A 19,589-nucleotide genomic window follows, 5' to 3' on the forward strand; every position below is an offset into this window, starting at 1 on the left:
CATTGTGGTTCGCGCAGCGCCAAAGACTCTCTCCTCTGAGAGAGCTGTCTGCGCAGCAGGCGGAAAGCGGGCGTTTGTTTACGCCATGACGACGGCGGCGATGGCTTCCGCATCAAGTGCAGTCTCCGTCTGCTCGCCGGTCTCCATGTTCTTGACCTTCAGCATGCCCGCTTCCAGCTCGCCGTCGCCGATGACAGCGGAGAAGCGCGCGCCGATGCGATCTGCATGCTTCATCTGTGCGCGCAGACCGCGTCCGACCAGGTCACGCTCCGTCGAAACGCCGAGCTGACGCAGGTCGTAGACCAGCTTTTCGACCGGACGGTCTGCCGCGTCGCCGAGCGGTGCCAGATAGATATCCACCTTCGGCGGCTCCGGGAACGGTGCGCCGACGGCTTCCATGACCATAATCAGGCGTTCCAGACCGCAGCCGAAGCCCATGCCCGGAGTCGGCTGGCCGCCCAACTGGGAAATCAGGCCGTCATATCGTCCGCCGCCGCAGATCGTGCCCTGTGCGCCGATGTTGCTGGAAACAAACTCAAAGACCGTCTTGGTATAGTAATCCAGACCGCGGACAATGCCGGTGTCGATTTCATACTGAATGCCCATATCGTCGAGATAAGCCTTGACCTTCTCGAAGTGTTCGCGGCAATCGTCACACAGGTAATCCAGTGCGACCGGTGCGCCCTCGGCAACCTTCTTGCACGATTCATGCTTGCAGTCGAGAATGCGCATCGGGTTGCGGTCCAGGCGGTCGAGGCAGTCCTCACACAGCTGATCCTTGCGCGCTTCGAGATATTCCTTCAGCGCCGCATAATACTTCGGGCGGCACTCCGGACATCCAATGGAGTTGATGTGCGCGACGACCTCTGTGATGCCGAGGCGCTTGAGTGCGGTATCCGCGAGCGAGATGATCTCGGCATCGGTCGCCGGCGTCGGTGCGCCGAATACCTCCACGCCAAACTGATGGTGCTCGCGCAGGCGTCCCTTCTGGACGTTCTCATATCGGTAATTCGGGACGATGTAATAGCCCTTGAACGGCAGTCCCTTTGCGTACAGGGAATTTTCCAGATACGCGCGGACAGTGGATGCCGTGCCCTCCGGGCGCAGCGTGACCGAACGGCCGCCCTTGTCGTTGAAGGTATACATTTCCTTCTGTACGACGTCGGTCGTGTCGCCAATGCCGCGGTTGAACAGCTCGGTGTGCTCAAAATTCGGGAAACGGATCTCCTCGAAGCCGTACTGCATCGCAATCGTGCGCAGCACACCCTCCACATAATGCCATTTATATACCTCGGACGGCACGATATCCTTCGTGCCCTTGGGGGCCTTGATAAGCTCTGCCATAAAATCGGTAGTTCCTTTCGTCAGTAGTACTCTCTATGTTTCTGCCGCGAACAAAACGGACGCGACGAAAAACAGGCGGTTGGAAACCGCCTGATTATCTGTGATGGTTATCGCTTCGGCTTGGGGTTGACAATATCGCGCCAGTCGAGGTCGCCGCGATCCAAACCGAGAACCAGCATCTCCGCGGTTGCCACGTTCGTCGCAATCGGGATGTTATGCATATCGCACAGCCGCACGAGCGAGTGGAGATCAGGCTCGTATTCGGTATTGGAGTTCGGGTCGCGGAAAAACAGCACCATGTCGATTTCGTTGTACGATACACGGGCACTGATCTGCTGCTCGCCGCCCTGCATACCTGCCAGATACTTCTCAATGTTCAGCCCGGTGGCGTCCGCAACCAGCTTGCCTGTTGTACCGGTAGCACACAGCCGGTGCTTGGATAAAATGCCACAGTATGCCATACAAAACTGAACCATCAGTTCCTTCTTCTTGTCATGAGCGATCAATGCGATGTTCACGACTCAGACACCTTCTTTCCTAAACAATGCGATTCCTAGTCTATACATAAAATGGTTCTTATCGTTTTTTCCCGCATTACAGGCGCATGAGCGGAGTGTCCTCTCCGTCCAGACGCCGCGCGATATTGCGGTATGCATGCGCCGCACTGCGCGCCTTTTCCGACGCAATCGGCACGCCCTTCCCGGCGCTCACCGATACCTCCTCGTCCTCCGGCACGATGCCCAGCAGGCACAGCCCGGTGGCATCCATCGCGTCATCGACCGTGCCGATGGCGCCGCGGCGGATCAGACGGCGGCGGATGCGGTTGACGACAAGGCGCACATTGGGCACGCCGTCATCCTCCAGCACGCGCGCCATGCGTTCGGCGCCGCGCAGACTGCCCTCGCCGCCGCAGGTGATGACAATCGCCTCACTCGCGACTGCGGCGAACGCATGAAACTCCTCCGCCAGTCCGGCGGGGCCGTCGATCAGAATGTAGTCAAAGCCGACATCCTGCGCCTGCTCTGCGAGCCTGCGCATGCCGTCTGCGGTGAGCGAGCCGGATGAAAGCGGTTCCGCCGGTGCGGTCAGCAGGAAAAGCCGTTCCAGCGAGGGGTGGCGTGCCGCCGCTTCCATGAGCGGGATCATGCCGGACGCCACATCAGCAAAGCTGAATACCACGCGGTCACTCATGCCGAGCACGATATCCAGATTGCGGAGGCCGGAATCCCCGTCAATCACGAGAACCTGATGTTCCCGCGCCGCCAGCGCCGCGCCGAGGCCGGCTGCCAGCGAGGTTTTGCCCGTTCCTCCTTTGCCGGATGCAATGATAATGATCTTCGTCATAACTCCTCCTGCCAATTAAAAAAATTATATACCAATTCCCAGTTTTACACAAGTGTTTCTGTTATCTTTTTTCACATTCGTTACAAATGCGGCGGGGCGAAACGGAAAAAATCCGTCAGAGTGCCCCAAAGCTGCACACCTGTCAGGCGATGACATCGTAATTGCCGGTATCGTCGCTGACGGAATCCGAACCGCTACGCGAATAGAAATACGCATTGTAGATATCGCGCACGACAGGTGCGACATTGTTGCCCGAATCGCCGCCCTCAATGACGACGCAGATCGCAATCTGCGGGTCGTCATATGGTGCATACGAAATAAAGATACCGTTGTCGCGCTCGGTGCCGGTGACCTGGGCGGTACCCGACTTGCCCGCGACCTTGATCGGGTAATTCTGGAACACGCTCGCGGCGGTGCCGTCTTCGCCGGTTACCTTCGCCATGCCTTCGTGTACCAGCTCCCAGGTGCTGTCCTTCGCCTCAATCTTGCTGCGCACACGGCTCTCCTTGGTGTAGACGGTTTCGGAATAGTCATATGCCTTGACCGAGCGCAGCAGATGTGCCTCATACTGCGTGCCGCTGGTCGCAATGGCCGCGCAATAGTTCGCCAGCTGCAACGGCGTAAATGCATTGTCGCCCTGTCCGATGGCTGCCTGAATCGTGTCGCCGCCCGACCAGTCGCGCAGCGACGGATCGTTTTCCTGTGCGGCAGCGCGTGCGGTCGGTCCCGCAACGCGGCCCTTCTTTTCGCCCGAAAGCTCCAGGCCGGTGTAATCGCCGAAGCCGAACTGCTTTGCATAGCTCTCCAGCTTGTCGCCGCCGAGCAGCCGTCCGGTCTCAAAGAAGAAATAGTTACACGAATCCTGAATGGCTCCGGTGACATCCTCCCAGCCATGTCCATGGCCGGTCGAAGAATAAATCCAGCAACGCGGCTGGTAGCCCTTGAAATAGGTGTACACGCCCTCGTCATAGATCCTGGTATCCGCGTCAATGACGCCTTCCTCCAGGCCGGCGACCGCCGTGCAGATTTTATAAGTCGAGCCGGGCGCATACGTGCCTGCAATCGAGCGGTTGAGCAGCGGTGTCAGCTCGTCCTGACTCAGCTCGTTGTAATCCTCGTTGAAGGTCTCCAGATCGTAGGTTGGATAGTTCGCCAGCGCGAGAATTTCGCCGTTGGTGACGTCGATGGCAACCGCTGCACCGCCGCGTGCGCCGCTGATGCTGCGGCACTGGCTGGCCAGCGACTCCTCCGCCACCTTTTGCAGGTTGATATCCAGTGTCAGCACGACGTTGTTGCCCGACTGTGCCTCCACGGTTTCATTCTCGCTGACGACATTGCCGCGCGAGTCGGTCTCAATCGTCCGCTCACCGTCCGTACCGCGCAGATATTCCTCAAACGCCTGCTCCGCACCGGTCTTGCCGACCTTTGCGTTCATCGAGTATCCTTCTTCTTTGTATTTGTCCCAGTCCTCCGCAAAAATCGGGCCGACATAGCCGAGGATGTTTGCGGCATATTCCGTCTGGACATCGCGCTCCGCGCGTGTATCGACCTCGACACCGGGATAATCCTCATGCTGTTCGCTGATCTTTGCGACCAGATCCATCGAGATGTTGCTCGCGAGGCTGAAGGCGTTGTACATGGAGAACTGCTCCTGATCCATCTGATAGCGCACGCCGACAATTTTGCGTGCGTCCGTCATGCCGGTCTCTGCGGGAATTTCATATCTTTCGCGCAGTGCCGTCATCACGGCATCCGCACTCATATCGGTATCCCAGCCTTCATTTGCGCAGAATTTCTGCATGCTGGTGTAATCGGACGAATCGGTGTCCTTGGTATACGTATATGCGCCATAGCGCCCGGAGGAAATCGGCAGCGTATCGTTCAGCTCCGCGTCCTCATCTGCTTCAATCATGTTCACCAGCTGCAGAATTTTATCGTTCTGCCCGTCCTTTTCCCAGAATGCATACGTAATGCGCAGGCCGTAAACCGTCGTGTTTGTGACCAGCGTCTCGCCGTTGCGGTCGAGGATATCGCCGCGCGAGGCGGCAGAGGTACTGGTATAAGTAAACAGGTGGTTTGCCTGATCCGCGTATTCATCGCCGTGGATGATCTGGAGGGAAAACAGGTTCGCCACAACGATCAGTCCGCAGACGACACAACCGCCCACCAGCACGGCCAGGCGGTGCATCTGCTGTTTTTTGTGAAGATCCATTGCTCTCTCCTTCCATCAGGCATCCGGCGGCAGCACAGCCGCCTTCGGCTTCTTTCTGCCGCTGACTGCGCGCACGACGACCAGCACGAGCGGGCTGAACACCACTGCGAGCAGTGCCTGCAATACCATATCGCGCGCAAATGCCAAGATGCCGGTGCTGCCGAACTGAAAATCAAACAGATAGCGCAGCACAGCGAGCAGCGTAATGGTGCACACCGAGCACAGCATGGTGCCGCGGATCTCGCGCCCGCGGAACTGCCCGCGGAAAAAGCCGCAGGCAATGCCGCAGATCATATAATACAGCGGGTACATGCCCTCAATGCCCGCACCGGAAACGTCATAGAGCACGCCGGCGGCAAGCCCGCACGCCAGTCCTGCGCCCGGACCCATCACAATGCCAGCCGCTGCGACAATCAACGGCAGCAGATCAATGTGCACACCGAAAATCGAAATGCGCAGTCCAAGACTGGTCTGCACGACATAGGCCAGCGCGAGCAACACAATGCACAGTGCCGTGCGCAAGCCGACAGACAGTTTCTGATTCATGCCGCGCCCTCCTTATTCACCGATGACGGTTGTCTCGGTGATGATATACACGCGTGTGAGCGAGGAGATATCGACCAGCGGCTGAATAATTGCATAATTGGACATGCCGTCGCTCTCGGTCTGGATGCTCTCGACCGTGCCGATGCCCAGCCCCTTGGGGAACAGACCGCCCGAACCGGAGGTCTGCACCGTATCGCCGACGACGACATCCGCATCGCGGCTGAGATAGCTGACCTTCAGCTTGCCGTCGGTCATCAGCTGGTAATCGCCCTGTGCGACCGCAATCTCACCCGTGCGCACAAGGCGCGCACCTGCGGACATATTGCTGTCGAGGATGGTTGTGACCTGAGCGGAATGCTCGGTCAGGCTGCTGACATAGCCGACCATGCCCTGTGCGGTCACAACGCTGTCATTTTTCTCCAGTCCGTCCGCACTGCCCGCATCGATGGTGAGCACGCTCGACCACTCGTCCAGCGTGCGGCCGATGACCTCCGCTGCGGCATAGGTGAACTCGGTGTTGCGCTCCGCAACGCCCAGCATCTCGCGCAGGTCTTTGTTTTCATTGACTGCCGCCTGTGCGTCCTCCAGCTGTCCGGTCAGCTCCGCGACCTGCTGTTTGAGCGATTCATTTTCCGCCACCAGCTCGTCATATTTAAAATATTTATTGTATGTATCCGCCACATGCACGGCGGTGTGCGTAATGGCGCGCTGTGCCGGCAGCAGTGCCGTGCCGACTGCGCGCGTCACGATGCTACCCTCTCCGGACACGCCGGTATAGACCGACAGCACCACACAGACGACCGCCGCGATCACTGCCGCGGGAAAGCATCTGGCATGGACGATTTTATTCCAGATTTTTCGCAAGTCCACTCAACCTTTCTGCGTATTTACGTTTGTACCGCCGCACACCTGTCGCAGCATTTCGCTCAACAGGCAGATGGGAAGCCCCATCACGCCGTAATAGTCCCCGCGGATGCCGGAAATAAACAGGCCGCCCGCGCCCTGAATGCCATAGGCCCCCGCCTTGTCCAGCGGTTCGCCCGAGGCGGCATAGGCCTCCGCCTCTCCGTCATGCAGCGTGCGGAAGGTCACATCGGTCACAGATACCTCCGCACATTCGGCGTCTGCGGTTTTGACACAGACCGCCGTCATCACCTGATGCGTCCGCCCGGACAGCATCCGCAGCATGCGCACCGCGTCCGCTTCGTCCTGCGGCTTGCCCAGTATGGTGCCGTCGCATACGACGATGGTGTCCGCCGCAATGACCAGCGCGCTGGATTCCGCCTGCGCGGACACCGCACGCGCCTTGCGCTGTGCCAGCTGCCGCACGTTTTCCTCCGGCGTACTGTCGGGCGACAGCCTTTCATCCACATCCGCCGGGCAGACAATAAAGTCCGGCGTGATGCGCGCCAACAGCTCGCGCCTGCGCGGCGACTGCGACGCCAGTATAATCGGATGATACTGTGGTATCATCAATGCTGTTCCTCCTTTATCGTCCGGTTGAACCGAAGCCGCCCGCACCGCGCGCAGTTTCGCCCAACCCCTGCACTTCTTCCGCCGCAAACGGCACAACAGGCAGGATGCACAGCTGTGCAATGCGTTCGCCCGGCTCTATGGTATATGCCGTGTCGGACAGATTGACCAGCCCGACGCACAGTTCGCCGCGGTAATCGCTGTCAATCACGCCGACGCCGTTGGACAGTGTCAGCCCATGCCGGATTCCCAGCCCGCTGCGCGCAAATACAAACGCGCCATAGCCTGCATCCGGCAGCTCGATGGCAAGCCCGGTCGGAATGACCGTGCGCCCCATCGGCGGTACAGTCACCGCCTCATCCATATTGGCACACAGGTCTGCGCCTGCCGCGCCTTCGGTTGCCCGGCGCGGCAGCGCGGGCAGGCGTCCCTGCGGCGACGCGATGCGCCGGAACTTCACGGTTATCATCAGTATTATTCCACTCCTCTGCGATATAATCCCCGTGTGAGCTGCACGCCGAAGTCCGGCGTTTCACCTGCCAGCACTGCGCGCGCGATGCGCGCCGCCTGCGCCGGGGATTCATCGGTAAACAACAGCCGGGCATATGTGATGCCGGTCTGCCGGTATTCATCGGGTTCCAGATACAGCGGCTGCGAATTATACAGGCTGGTGCGGCAGTGCTCCTCGCGGAACACAGGAAATTTTGCGCCGCGCCGGTCGGTCAGGTAATATGCGCCGTCCGCGCATTTGCCCGTACCGTCGCGCTTGCAGCCGCCCTCGCGCCCTGCAATCATGCAATTTTCCGTCAGCATGAGCGGCAGCCTGCCGCAGACAATCAGCTCGGTTTCCAGCGGCTTGTGCAGGTCGCGCACCTGCGGCAGCCGCAGCTCAAACGACAGCGTCTGCCGTGCAACACCCATGCCGCGCAGCACCTCCAGCGCACCCGAATTGAACGCATTCAACCCGAAATCGCCGAACGCCTGCATGCCGAGTGCGCGCACCGGGACAATCTGCCCGATGGTGCCGCACAGCGCCGCCGTGCAGCCGATCGTCTTGCATTCCTCCAGCTGTTCGAGCACCTGTTTCTGCTCTCTGTCCCATATGATGCGCGGCAAAACGGGAACCAGCATACAGCCGCGCGCCAGCAGCTGCGCTGCACGCGCTTTGTGCGCTGCGAGTTCATGCACGGGCACATAGTACGTCTGTACCGGCAGCTGTGCGAGTGCGTCTGTGAGCTGTTCCAGCTCACGCACCTGCACGGTATAGCCGGAAAAGCCGGTATCCAGGGTTTCAATTTCAACGGTCTCTGTATTTTCGCGCACCGGCGGTACCGTCGTGCGCATTTCCTCCAGCGCAGCGAGCGCCTGTCGGCGCAGGTCGTTGACCGTCTTCGCCGCGATGCGCAGGCCACCGTCCAGCTGCATATCAATCTGCTTTACGCTGAATATTGTGCCGCCTGTCTTGCGCAGGGATTTTTCAATATCTTCTGTTATCGTCTCGCGTTTCTGTGCGCGTTCCGGAATCCCAGATGTCACCGTCACGGTATTCGCGCTGTCGTCCGCACGCAGCGTGACCGGCGCGCCCTCGTGTGCCGAAAAGGCAAACGACACTGCGGCACAGGGACGCTCCTGCCCTTCTGCAAAGGTGCGCGCCGCCGCATCATACAGCGGCGCAAGCCCCTTTTCCGGTGTCGGCGCGCGCATACCGAACATCGACGGACCGATATGGTCATCCAGATAGCCCTGTGTGAAGCCGTCGCGGGAAAACACCTTTTCCAGTGTGTCCAGCTCGTCCCGTGTCGGGGCACGGCCTTCATTCAGCACCGCCGCATAAATTTTTGTGACAATGGCGACATATTCCGGGCGCTTCATGCGTCCCTCGATTTTGAGCGAGGACACACCTGCTTCGCACAGCGCGCGCAGGCGCGGCAGCAGGCACAAATCCTTCAGGCTCATCGGATAGCGGTTTTTGCCGCCATAAGGCAGACGGCACGGCTGGGCACACATGCCGCGATTGCCGCTGCGCCGTCCGATGACGGCGGACAACTCGCACTGCCCGGAATAGCACATGCACAGCGCGCCGTGCACAAACACCTCGGTTTCCACACCGGCATGCGCCGTGATATACCGGATTTCCTCCAGCGGAAGCTCGCGCGACAGCACTACGCGCGAAAAGCCCAGCGCCTTCGCCGCCCGTGCGCCCGCGAGCGAATGCACGGTCAGCTGCGTCGAAGCGTGCAGCACTGCGTCAGGGAAATGTTCCCAGATGCAGCGCGCCGCACCCAGGTCCTGTACAATCAGCGCATCTGCGCCCGCCTCCAGCAGCAGGCGGACATCGCGCAGCAGCGCAGGGATTTCACGGTCGGAAATCAGCGTATTGACCGTGACATTGGTCTTGACGCCGTGCAGGCGGCAGTACGACAGCGCCTGCCGCATCTCGTCCGCGGTAAAATTTTTCGCACCGCGCCGCGCGTTAAAAGTTCCAAAGCCCAGATAGACTGCCGTTGCGCCGTTCTGTACGGCGGCGCGCACCGCGTCCATGGAGCCCGCCGGGGCAAGCAGCTCCGGCAAATGGGTCTGCTGCGTCACTTGAGCAAGCGCGACAGGCGGGAGCGCAGGTCATTGAGCTGGCGCTCCGTAGACGCCAGTTCCTTCTCCAGCTCCTCAATGCGGCGCTGCATCTTGTCGCATTCCGCCGCCTTTTCACGCACCTCACGCAGCTCGCGCTCGATGCGCTCCGCCTGCTCGAGGTCGGTCTGATGGCGCGTGTCCGCGTCATTCAGCTGCTGCTCCAGCTCGTTGACGCGGCGGGTGCGCGCTTCCGCCTCACCCAGTGCGGCCTGCATGCGCTTCTGTGTCTCGCCCAGCTTATCCTCCAGCTCGGCAATGCGCACCTTGTTCTTTTCCGCCGCTTCGACCTGCGCTTCCAGTTCGGCAATGCGGTCCTTGAACTGGTTGACCGATGCCATTTCTTCTGCGCGCTCCGCCGCGCTCTTCTCAAGGCTGCTGATTTCCTCGTGCGCATCCGCCAGCTCCTGTGTCAGGCTTTTGTTTTCCGTCAGATAACCGGAAATCTGCGTGCGCAGGTTTTCCGCGCCCTGCACGGCCTGTACATAGTTGTCCGCCATGTCACAGGCTGCCAGCATGAGCGCCTGCATCATGTTCGCACCGTTCTCCCGAATCTTGCACACGCGGTTGTCGACCAGCGCGGCAATCTTAGTCATATATTCCTCATCCTGCTCACCGGTCATCGTGAACCGGTTGCCTGCAATGACGACTTCGACTCTGTTTTTCATGAATCCCTGCCTCCAGTTGTCCGCTCTCACAGCCGCTGCCGCGGGCGGATTTCTTCATACACGGGTATTATATCACAGTCCCCGCTATTTTGTTAACAGTTTGTTGCAGAAACTGTGCTTTTTTTGCACGGAATGCGTAACAATTGCGTGCCGCGCCGCCGCTGTGTGCATCCTGCACAGAAAAACAAACAGAAAAGAAATTGTATCCGGCGCTTTTTCATGCTAAAATGAAAAACACAAACAAACGCTTCGCCGCAGCCGCGGCGCAAAAAGGAGACCCATATATTATGATGAATCTGAGCCAGGTGCGCCGCATCGTGGTCAAAGTCGGCACCTCGACGCTCACCTATCCGACCGGAAAGCTGAATATCCGCGGCATTGAACGCCTCGTCCGCTGCATTGCTGACCTGCACAACCGCGGTTACGATATGATGCTCGTTTCGTCCGGTGCCATCGGCGTCGGCGCATCCAAGCTCCGCCTGCCGGAGCGCCCCACCACGTTGCGCATGAAGCAGGCTGCCGCTGCGGTCGGCCAGTGCGAGCTGATGCATGTGTACGATAAAATCTTTGCAGAATACGGCATCTCTACCGCCCAGATTCTGCTCACCACCGACGATACAGAAGACGAACGCCGCCGCCTCAACGTGCACAATACATTTGACGCGCTGCTTGAAACCGGCGCACTGCCGATTGTCAATGAAAACGACACCGTCGCCGTCGAAGAAATCGAATTTGGCGACAACGACCGCCTTGCCGCCGTCGTCGCGCGCGTATCGCACGCCGATCTGCTGGTCATCCTGACCGATATGGACGGTCTGTTCGACGATAACCCGCGTGAAAATCCAGAGGCACGCCTCATCCCGGTTGTCCACAAAATCACCGATGACCTGCGCGGCATCGCGGGCGGCGCCGGAACGGAAAACGGCACCGGCGGCATGGCGACCAAGCTGGGCGCCGCTGAGCTGTGCATGGAGCGCGGCATTCCGATGTTCGTCATCAACGGTGCAAAGCCGGAAACACTGTACGAAATCACCCAGGGACGGCTCGCCGGAACACTGTTCCTGCCGCCCGAAGCCCCTGACAAGGACTGAGAAAGGATGGTACCATGACCTCTGTACTCGATACCTGCCGCCGTGCCGCTGCTGTCAAGCATGAGATCGGCGCGCTTGGAACCAAAGAAAAAAACCGCGTTCTGCTCACCATTGCGGACGCATTGCAGGCGCACCGTGCGGACATCAAGGCCGCCAATGCGCTGGATATCGAAGCCGGACGCAAAAACGGCCTGAACGAAGGCCTGATTGACCGTCTCACGCTGGGCGATGACCGCATTGACGGCGTCGCAGAGGGCTGCCGCCAGGTTGCTGCACTGCCTGACCCGGTGGGCGAGGTGACCGAAATGAAGGTCACGCCCGGCGGTCTGAAAATCGGCAAAAAGCGCGTGCCGATGGGCGTCATCGGCATCATCTATGAATCGCGCCCGAATGTCACGGTCGATGCGGCGGCGCTGTGCTTCAAGGCCGGCTCCGCCTGCGTACTGCGCGGCGGAAAAGAAGCCTTCCGTTCCAACCAGTGCCTGATGAACATCATGCGCGACGCAGTCGCCTCCTGCGGCCTGTCGCCGGATATCCTGAATCTCGTCGAAGATACGACACACGAGGGCGCCAACGTCATGATGCAGGCAAACGGCCTGATCGATGTGCTCATCCCGCGCGGCGGTGCGCGCCTGATTCAGGCAGTCGTGCACAACGCCACTGTCCCGGTCATCGAAACCGGCGTCGGCAACTGCCATATCTATGTCGATGCCAGCGCCGACCTCGACATGGCGGCGAATATTTTGGAGAATGCCAAATGTCAGCGCGTTTCTGTCTGCAATGCGGCAGAAAGCCTGCTTGTGCACCGCGATATCGCAGACGCCTTCCTGCCGCTGGCAAAGCAGCGCCTGGACGCACACCATGTCGTCTGGCACGGCTGTCCGGATACCTGTGCCATCCTGCCCGGCATTGTCCCCGCAACCGACGAAGATTATGGCACGGAATATCTCGACTATGAGATTTCCTGCAAAATTGTCGATTCGGTCGAGGAAGCCATCGACCACATCAACCACTACAACACCGGTCATTCCGAGAGCATTGTGACGCACGACTATTTTGCGGCACAGAAATTCCTCGACCGCGTCGATGCGGCGGCGGTCTATGTCAACGCCTCCACCCGGTTTACCGACGGCGGAGAATTCGGCTTCGGCGCAGAAATCGGTATTTCCACCCAGAAGCTGCATGCACGCGGCCCGATGGGTTTGAAGGAGCTGACCTCCAGCAAATATATCATCTATGGAGAAGGACAAATTCGCTGACGCGCATTCCTGCACACAGAAAGGAGCCTTGTCATGGAACGCGAATTCAAATGGCAGATTGCTAACCCTGCCGACTTCGACCGCATTGCGGAGAGTGATGCAGTCCAGCCGCTGGTACAGTCCAGCGGTACAACCGAAATGGAAGCCATCTATTACGACACCTTTGACGGACAGCTTGCGAAGGTACGCGGCGGTCTGCGCCTGCGCCGCGAGGACGGCGAGTGTGTCGTCTGTCTCAAGCTCGCCCCACAGGAGGACTTTGACGGCGCATTCAAGGCACGTGAAGAATACGAATGCTATGCGCCGGATGTCCGCAGCGGCATGCTCAACCTGCCCTCGGTCGGTGCACCGCAGGAGTTCTGCGATGAAATTCTCAAGTCTGACCTGATGGAGCTGGGACGCACGATTTTTACGCGCCGCACCTATCAGCTCGCCTATCAGGGCTGCACCTGTGAGCTGGCGTTTGACACCGGCAAGATCACACACCGTGGCCGTATCAGCCCGATCTGTGAGATGGAGCTGGAGCTCAAGGACGGCAGTACGGACGATTTCAACACGCTTGCCCTCGCTTTGCAGGCCAAATTTTCCCTCCGGCCGCAGCCGCTGTCCAAACTGGCGCGCATGCTGAGGCTGTAAAAAAACAATCTGAAAACAGCGAAACCTCCCGCAGGATGAAACGCCCGCGGGAGGTTTTTTCTATAGGTCTAACTGTTGTAATGGATGGTTGCGGATGTCCGTCCGTATCCAGCATCCAGGTCAGATAAAAAATGCTTTCATAGGAGTCCACCTCTGCCCCAGTATACCACAGGCAGCGAGTGGATGCGTTACGACTCAGCGGTTTTCTTTTTCGCATGCCCCATGCGCTTTTTGATATAGGGCTGAATCTGGTCAAATTCCATGTCCAGTGCCACAGCCAGCTCGCCATACAGCAGCTTTTCCGCACGCTTCATATACTGCTGGTCGATCTGTCCCATATGGCGCCCCGCCTTGATGGAGCGCTCATTTTTCAGGTAGACGCTTTTAATCAATCGAATCAGGTCGTCGTTTTCATGCGTATTCAGGCAGGCACGATAGCGCTCACTCAGCATCTTGATGTCACAGCCGCCGCATACGTCCTCCGGGATATCCGGAATGCGTGCAATCAGCTCCTCTGCCTGTTCTCTGGTCATGACCGGGCGCATGAACGCCTTGGTATCAATGGGTGTATAAATGGTCTCCGTATCAAAAACCGGGGCGAGCTTATAATACTGTGTGTTGTCCCTGGGATTGCCGTCGAGCTTTCCGACGCTCTCCACACGGCACACACCTGTGCTCCCGTACATAATCAAATCTCCCGCCTGATACATATCTGAATTCCTCCTCCGCCGGATTTCCGTTCTGTCCGGCAAATGCGTATATTTGCCTCATTGTACATCCTTCCGTTATATTTATTGTAACACCTTTTTATCGCCTCATGTAAGCGGATTTTTTGAAATAGTGCCGAATTTCTCCCGAATCCGCCGTTTTTCCATGCGCTTAACGCCGAAATTTGATACCAGAAAGCAAAAACGCCTGCGATTTCATCCCATCGCAGGCGTCTGTCTGTATGCATTTATGCTTCTTGTATCGTAATCTTCAGCGCAGGGTTTTCGCGTCCCGCTGCACACAGCACGCGGCAGACGCGTTCAAAGCCATCCGCAGCCTCCGGCACATGCGTCAGCAGCAGCTCTGTCTCCGGCAGGGCGGTCAGGCAGTCATACAGTGCATCGAGATTGCTGCCGCAGTAGTCCGGCAGCTCCAGCATGTCCTTCAGATAGGCATACACTCCGTCCCGCCCCATGCGGCGGGCATCCAGCACGACAGTCACGGCGATTCCTCCCCATACATCAGCTCAAAGGTCTCATAATGGTCTTCGGTGTAGTAAATCAGGCCATCATTGGAATACACCAGACGTTTGGCGCCGCGGTAGCTCCCGGTGCTGTCGATGTCGCATTCGTGGTATTCACGCCCGTCCGCTTCGGGAAGCCTGCCCTCATAGTTGCCAAAATAGTCGCCGCCGATGCTCTTGCCGGGCGCAACGGCACCGAGATTGCCCTCTTTGCTGTCCCAGCCGAGCGCCTGTGCCTCCTTCTTGGTGATGAAATTGCCCGGCAGATGGCCGTATGTATTGAGGTACGCGGCGACCTCCTCTTTGGAGGTATATGTCCCGTCCTCGTCCAGCGGGGATTCCTCTGGCGCCGTGCCCTCAGCCTCCGCGCCGTCCACCTCGACGGTCTGCCCGCTGGCGGCAGAACCGGTGTCCGCCATCTCCACACGGACTGTACAGCCGCACAGCAGTAAGAGCAGGGACAGCAGCAACGCCCCTATGGTTTTTGCATATCGTTTCATCTGATCTCCTTTCCCGGCAAAAAATGCCCCGCAGAACGGCTCTTCCAAACCGCACCGCGGGGACATTCTTTTGTTCTTTTATTTCGCTGCAAGCACTTCCTGAATGACTGCATCCAGCTCCGGCTTGTCACGCAGACCGATCAGCCTCTTGACCTCCTTGCCGTGCGCATAAATGCTGACGGTAGGGATGGACATGACCTTATGCACAAGCGCGAGCTTGGGCTGCTGATCAATGTCGATTTTGCCAACATGGAGTTTGCCGCGGTACTGCTGCTCCAGCTCGTCGATGGTCGGCGCAAGCATACGGCACGGGCCGCACCAGTCCGCCCAGAAATCAATGAGCACCGGCACGGGCGACTCCAGAACCTCCTTGTCAAAGGTTTCCTCTGTAATATGTATGATAGACATTCTACCAATCTTCCTTCCTGAAAAACGCATGTGTCTCGGCAGTTCTGCATATTGGAAAGCCGCGGCAAATACGTTATAATAGTACATAGATATTATACCCTGTTTTTCACCCGAAGGGAATTCTTTTTTTGTGAAAAACAGAAAAACTTTCCGGCCGCCGCGCCGGATGAAAGGCAGACAGATCTATGACTGATTTTTTGCATCCGATGATGGATGAGCACGCACTGCGGCAATGCAGCGCGCTTGCGCTCGCGCACATGGGCGACAGTGTCTATGAGCTGATGACGCGCGGCTGGCTGATCGCCTCCGGTCTGGTCACGAGCCGAAACCTGCACCGGGAAACCATCCGACTGGTCTGTGCGGGCGCGCAGGCAGCAGGCGCACATGTCATCCAGCCGATGCTGACAGAGGAGGAACAGGCGGTATTCCGCCACGGGCGCAATGCCAAGCCGAAATCGGTTCCCAAATCATCCTCTCCGACGGAATATGCACTCGCCACCGCAGTCGAATCGCTGTTCGGCTGGCTGTATCTGCGCGGGCAGTATGACCGGCTCAACGAGCTGTTCGAGGTCATTCTCCCTGCCGCACAGCAGTGGGCACAGCAGAAATAAAATCGGGGAATGCTGTCCTGCCGGACGGCATTCCCCGTTCGCTGTCCGCTTAACCCTCGGAGCTGTTGTTCCGGTTGCGGCTGTTCTGCTGATTTCTGTTCTGGTTCTGATCCTGCTTCTGATTGTTCTGCTGCTGATTCTGGTTCTGATTCTGGTTTCTGTTCTGGTTCTGGTTTCTGTTCTGGTTGCGGGACATTACAATCACCTCTTTTCGCAGCTTAGTATGAACCCGGCATGCGCATTTTATACCGCGCCCGTGCAGAAAATCCGCTGTTGCAAACCATCCGCAGGTTTGATATAATTAGATGTTGAAACCCTGTTTTTTTAATAAAAAATTTAATGATCTGATATCATATGGAGGTACGACCCAATGTCTGGACATTCAAAATGGAACAATATCGCCAAGAGAAAAGGCGCAAATGATGCCAAAAAGGCGGCTATTTTCACCAAAATCGGCCGTAAAATGGCTGTCGCCATCAAAGAAGGCGGTTCCGCCAATCCGGATAACAACGCAAAGCTGCGCGACTGCATCGCAGAAGCAAAGGCAAACAACGTCCCGAACGACAACATCAAGCGCATGCTTGACCGCGGCAACACCAGCAACGTAAACTACGAAGCCAATACCTACGAGGGCTACGGCGTCGGCGGCATCGCTGTCATCTGCGAGACCCTGACCGACAACCGCAACCGCACCGTTGCAGACGTCCGCCACTATTTTGACAAGTTCGGCGCAGGCCTCGGCAATGCCGGCTGTGTCTCCTGGCAGTTTGAACAGAAGGGCGTGCTCATCATCGAGCGCGGCGACCTCGACGAGGATGAAACCATGATGACCGCACTGGACGCAGGTGCGGATGACTTCCAGGCAGACGAAGACTGCTTCCAGATTTACACCTCCCCGGAGGACTTCTCCGCTGTCCGCGAGGCATTGGAGGCCGCCGGTATGGAATTTGCACAGGCGGAAATCCAGATGGTTCCGTCCAACAGCATCACGCTGGAAAATCCGGACGACATGGCGAGCATGCGCAAGCTGCTCGATGCACTGGAAGACAACGATGATGTCCAGCATGTCTGGCACAACTGGGAAAACGAGGACGAATACGAGGGCTGATCTGCCGTCGTTCCCTCGCATAGAACCGGCTCCTCTGACCGCATGCGGTCAGGGGAGTTTTCTCTCTGTGTCTGTTTTGTCCATGGACACACCTGCTGTTTTCCTGTAAAATACAGGTGTATCCTGTTGTTATTATGCCATTTTGCGGGAGGATGAAACGATGCCGCTTTCCATCGTCAGAAATGATATTACAGCCATGCCGGTCGATGCGGTTGTGTGCCCATCGAACAGCAGCCTTACGCCGGGCGACGGCGTCTCCGGCGCGATTTTTGCGGCGGCAGGCTTTGACCGCATGCAGCAGGCCTGCCGCGCCATCGGGCACTGTGACACAGGCGATGTCGTAATGACACCGGGCTTTGCGCTTCCGGCGGACTATGTCATCCACACTGCCGCGCCGGTCTGGCATGGCGGCAGGCCGGGAGAATCACAGCTGCTGGAACGCTGCTACCACAATGCGCTCATCCGCGCACAGCAGTGCGACTGCCGCTCGTTGGCGTCCCCACTGATTTCCACCGGTGCACACGGCTATCCGCCTGCGGAGACGATGCATGTCGCTGTTTTGGCGATCAGCAGCTTCCTGTTGACGCACGACATGGACATTTATCTCGTCGTCCATGATTCCGGCGCGGCGCTTCGCAGCGAAAAGCAGTTTACACGTGTCCAGTCGTACCTCGATGACCACTATATCGGCACGCGGAGAGTTCCCCGCCGGGGACGAGCCGAATTTCGCTCCGATCGGAACCGGCTGCGTGAGCAGGCAGACATGTGGGTACCGGATTTCCGGATGCCGCCCGACACCAGTGAAACACAGGAAAACACCCTGATGTCCAACTGTTCCTTCCGCTCGATTCCCGCCACGCGGTCGCTGGAGGATGTTGTCTACAATCTGGACGAATCATTTTCACGCATGCTGCTGCGGCTGATTGATGAAAAAGGCATGACGGATGTCGAAACCTATAAGCGCGCAAACATTGACCGCAAGCTGTTTTCCAAAATCCGCAAGGACAACGGCTACAATCCGAGCAAGCCGACTGCGCTTGCGCTCGCCATTGCACTGCGGCTCGATCTGGATGAGACACGCGACCTGCTTGGCAAGGCAGGCTATGCACTGTCACACAGCAGCAAATTCGATGTGATTATTGAATATTTCATCGAAGAGGGTATCTACGACATCTATGCAATCAATGAAGCGCTGTTCGCATTTGACCAGAAGCTGCTGGGCGCCTGACCAGGATTTGACCACGTATTTGCCTGAATAACAGACGCGCCTGCTCCCTTCGCCCCGGCCGAGGGAGCTTTTTCTGCGCGCGGAAAACGCCCCATTCTGCCGATGTCGCCCGCAAAGCGACCTTGTGCATGCGCCGCTGTGATATACTGTAGCCATGATCCAGCAAGATGCGAAACCGGCGCGGTTTTGTTTCCTGACTGCACACTGCGCACGAGCGTTGACAGGTATGGATGGCCTGCCGGACGGGGGAGCGTCAGCAGGCAGGGTGGGCACGGGGTCTTTGGGGCGCACTGCGCCGTCGGAATGCGATAACGGGGATGGCAGGACGACGGTGTAGGCGCCCTTTTTGGCGTTTTGTATTTACAAGAGGTATGAGATATGCTATAATAATAAAAAATAACGATACTATTGTGGAGTTTTATACCAATTCAGCATATTTTTCCACCAAGAGCTGCATCAATCCGCAAACATGCGGCTTTTTTCAAGCAATCGTTATTCTTTCAAAAATATAACGAAAATGGAGGATGCTATGCTCAGCCTTGGAATTGATTCCGGTTCAACGGCAACCAAGGGTGTCCTGTTCGATGGCACAGAGATTACTGCCTGCACCATGCGCCCGACTTCCATGAATCCGGCTGCCGCACTGCGCGAGATGTATACAGAGCTGTGCGGGGAAAAAGCCGCCGTTGTCACCACGACCGGCTACGGCAGGAACCTGCTGCGCGAAGCGGATTACAAAATTACGGAGATCACCTGCCACGGCGCAGGTGCCGCATTTCTCGCACCGGGCTGTGGCACCGTCATTGACATCGGCGGGCAGGATTGCAAGGTGATCACGCTTGACCGCGATGGCTGTGTGACTGATTTCCTGATGAACGACAAATGTGCCGCCGGAACCGGGCGGTTTATGCAGATGACCATGGCGCGTGTCGGCAGTGATATCGACCATCTGGATGCGTTTGTACACGGCTGCACGCCGGTCGCCATCAACAGTATGTGTACAGTATTTGCGGAGAGCGAAATTGTCGGCCTTATGGCGCGGGAAACCGCGCCCGGTGATATTGTCCTCGGCTGTGTGCATTCCATCTGCCGCCGTACAGCAATCTTTGCGCAGAGGCTCGCCGCCGCGCATGCGTCGGTATTTTTCTCGGGAGGGCTGGCTCAGTCAGACATCATGCGCACAGTTCTGGGCGAATACCTGAAGCCCGCAGACATCACCACGCACCCGCTCGCACAGTTTACCGGCGCCGTCGGCGCCGCCGTACTGGGTTGGCAAAAATACCAGAGAAGGAGATAACCCCC

22 protein-coding genes are annotated in these 19,589 nt (G+C 58.0%); 7 read left to right on the forward strand and 15 right to left on the reverse strand.

What is annotated here, in order from left to right:
• Window positions 1-78 precede the first annotated feature (78 nt).
• The 10 genes from hisS to zapA form a co-directional block, all read right to left on the reverse strand.
• The gene (hisS, locus tag CBW42_RS00375) at window positions 79-1,344 is read right to left on the reverse strand and encodes a histidine--tRNA ligase (RefSeq protein ID WP_087016666.1); all 1,266 of its coding nucleotides are present in this window, start codon (window positions 1,342-1,344) and stop codon (window positions 79-81) included.
• 107 nt (window positions 1,345-1,451) lie between these two features.
• Complete coding sequence (mgsA, locus tag CBW42_RS00380) at window positions 1,452-1,862, reverse strand: methylglyoxal synthase (protein WP_087016668.1); 411 nt, start codon at window positions 1,860-1,862, stop codon at window positions 1,452-1,454.
• Window positions 1,863-1,938: 76 nt separating this feature from the next.
• Entirely contained in the window at window positions 1,939-2,688 is a 750-nt protein-coding gene (minD, locus tag CBW42_RS00385; protein ID WP_087016669.1) for a septum site-determining protein MinD, read from the reverse strand.
• A 142-nt stretch (window positions 2,689-2,830) separates the two neighbouring features.
• The gene (locus CBW42_RS00390; protein ID WP_087016671.1) at window positions 2,831-4,900 is read right to left on the reverse strand and encodes a penicillin-binding transpeptidase domain-containing protein; all 2,070 of its coding nucleotides are present in this window, start codon (window positions 4,898-4,900) and stop codon (window positions 2,831-2,833) included.
• Window positions 4,901-4,915: 15 nt separating this feature from the next.
• Window positions 4,916-5,446: a rod shape-determining protein MreD gene (mreD, locus tag CBW42_RS00395; protein WP_087016674.1), complete on the reverse strand. Its 531-nt coding sequence runs from the start codon at window positions 5,444-5,446 to the stop codon at window positions 4,916-4,918.
• 12 nt (window positions 5,447-5,458) lie between these two features.
• Entirely contained in the window at window positions 5,459-6,316 is an 858-nt protein-coding gene (mreC, locus tag CBW42_RS00400; RefSeq protein WP_087016676.1) for a rod shape-determining protein MreC, read from the reverse strand.
• Complete coding sequence (locus CBW42_RS00405) at window positions 6,317-6,919, reverse strand: Maf family protein (protein ID WP_087016678.1); 603 nt, start codon at window positions 6,917-6,919, stop codon at window positions 6,317-6,319.
• A gap of 16 nt (window positions 6,920-6,935) precedes the next feature.
• On the reverse strand, window positions 6,936-7,388 hold the full coding sequence (gene dut, locus CBW42_RS00410; protein WP_087016680.1) for a dUTP diphosphatase: 453 nt from the start codon (window positions 7,386-7,388) through the stop codon (window positions 6,936-6,938).
• 5 nt (window positions 7,389-7,393) lie between these two features.
• A complete protein-coding gene (locus CBW42_RS00415; RefSeq protein ID WP_133058236.1) occupies window positions 7,394-9,508 on the reverse strand; it encodes a U32 family peptidase in 2,115 nt (704 codons plus the stop codon).
• Window positions 9,505-10,215 (reverse strand): cell division protein ZapA, encoded by a 711-nt coding sequence (zapA, locus tag CBW42_RS00420; RefSeq protein ID WP_087016684.1) that lies wholly within the window; start codon window positions 10,213-10,215, stop codon window positions 9,505-9,507. The genes CBW42_RS00415 and zapA overlap by 4 nt, the downstream gene beginning before the upstream one ends.
• A 287-nt stretch (window positions 10,216-10,502) precedes the next feature.
• Here zapA and proB point away from each other — a divergent pair, with 287 nt between their 5' ends.
• Genes proB through CBW42_RS00435 form a run of 3 tightly spaced genes read left to right on the forward strand, consistent with a single transcriptional unit; the run spans window position 10,503 to window position 13,201 of the window.
• Window positions 10,503-11,306 (forward strand): glutamate 5-kinase, encoded by an 804-nt coding sequence (proB, locus tag CBW42_RS00425; RefSeq protein WP_087016979.1) that lies wholly within the window; start codon window positions 10,503-10,505, stop codon window positions 11,304-11,306.
• A 14-nt stretch (window positions 11,307-11,320) separates the two neighbouring features.
• The gene (locus tag CBW42_RS00430) at window positions 11,321-12,565 is read left to right on the forward strand and encodes a glutamate-5-semialdehyde dehydrogenase (RefSeq protein ID WP_087016686.1); all 1,245 of its coding nucleotides are present in this window, start codon (window positions 11,321-11,323) and stop codon (window positions 12,563-12,565) included.
• A gap of 33 nt (window positions 12,566-12,598) precedes the next feature.
• On the forward strand, window positions 12,599-13,201 hold the full coding sequence (locus CBW42_RS00435) for a CYTH domain-containing protein (protein ID WP_087016688.1): 603 nt from the start codon (window positions 12,599-12,601) through the stop codon (window positions 13,199-13,201).
• Window positions 13,202-13,389: 188 nt separating this feature from the next.
• Here CBW42_RS00435 and CBW42_RS00440 read toward each other — a convergent pair whose 3' ends face one another.
• The 4 genes from CBW42_RS00440 to trxA form a co-directional block, all read right to left on the reverse strand.
• Complete coding sequence (locus CBW42_RS00440; protein ID WP_087016690.1) at window positions 13,390-13,911, reverse strand: CarD family transcriptional regulator; 522 nt, start codon at window positions 13,909-13,911, stop codon at window positions 13,390-13,392.
• A gap of 245 nt (window positions 13,912-14,156) precedes the next feature.
• Window positions 14,157-14,411 (reverse strand): barstar family protein, encoded by a 255-nt coding sequence (locus CBW42_RS00445; RefSeq protein ID WP_087016692.1) that lies wholly within the window; start codon window positions 14,409-14,411, stop codon window positions 14,157-14,159.
• Window positions 14,408-14,932 (reverse strand): ribonuclease domain-containing protein, encoded by a 525-nt coding sequence (locus tag CBW42_RS00450; RefSeq protein WP_087016981.1) that lies wholly within the window; start codon window positions 14,930-14,932, stop codon window positions 14,408-14,410. The genes CBW42_RS00445 and CBW42_RS00450 overlap by 4 nt, the downstream gene beginning before the upstream one ends.
• 78 nt (window positions 14,933-15,010) lie before the next feature.
• Entirely contained in the window at window positions 15,011-15,340 is a 330-nt protein-coding gene (trxA, locus tag CBW42_RS00455) for a thioredoxin (protein ID WP_087016694.1), read from the reverse strand.
• 185 nt (window positions 15,341-15,525) lie between these two features.
• Here trxA and CBW42_RS00460 point away from each other — a divergent pair, with 185 nt between their 5' ends.
• Entirely contained in the window at window positions 15,526-15,951 is a 426-nt protein-coding gene (locus CBW42_RS00460; RefSeq protein WP_087016696.1) for a Mini-ribonuclease 3, read from the forward strand.
• A gap of 49 nt (window positions 15,952-16,000) precedes the next feature.
• On the opposite strand, the gene CBW42_RS14560 is transcribed toward CBW42_RS00460, so the two are convergent.
• Window positions 16,001-16,147, reverse strand: a complete 147-nt coding sequence (locus CBW42_RS14560; protein WP_165760986.1) for a hypothetical protein — start codon at window positions 16,145-16,147, stop codon at window positions 16,001-16,003.
• Between the two features lie 174 nt (window positions 16,148-16,321).
• On the opposite strand from CBW42_RS14560, the gene CBW42_RS00465 reads away from it, so the two are divergent.
• The 3 genes from CBW42_RS00465 to CBW42_RS00475 all read left to right on the forward strand — a co-directional run bounded on the left by CBW42_RS00465 (window position 16,322) and on the right by CBW42_RS00475 (window position 19,584).
• Window positions 16,322-17,059, forward strand: a complete 738-nt coding sequence (locus CBW42_RS00465; RefSeq protein ID WP_087016698.1) for a YebC/PmpR family DNA-binding transcriptional regulator — start codon at window positions 16,322-16,324, stop codon at window positions 17,057-17,059.
• Between the two features lie 160 nt (window positions 17,060-17,219).
• Window positions 17,220-18,287, forward strand: coding sequence for a macro domain-containing protein (locus CBW42_RS00470; protein WP_087016700.1), 1,068 nt, complete (start codon window positions 17,220-17,222; stop codon window positions 18,285-18,287).
• A 529-nt stretch (window positions 18,288-18,816) separates the two neighbouring features.
• Window positions 18,817-19,584, forward strand: coding sequence for an acyl-CoA dehydratase activase (locus CBW42_RS00475; RefSeq protein ID WP_087016701.1), 768 nt, complete (start codon window positions 18,817-18,819; stop codon window positions 19,582-19,584).
• Window positions 19,585-19,589: the final 5 nt, after the last annotated feature.

It is taken from the genome of Butyricicoccus porcorum, from assembly GCF_002157465.1.
Lineage (GTDB): Bacteria > Bacillota > Clostridia > Oscillospirales > Butyricicoccaceae > Butyricicoccus_A > Butyricicoccus_A porcorum.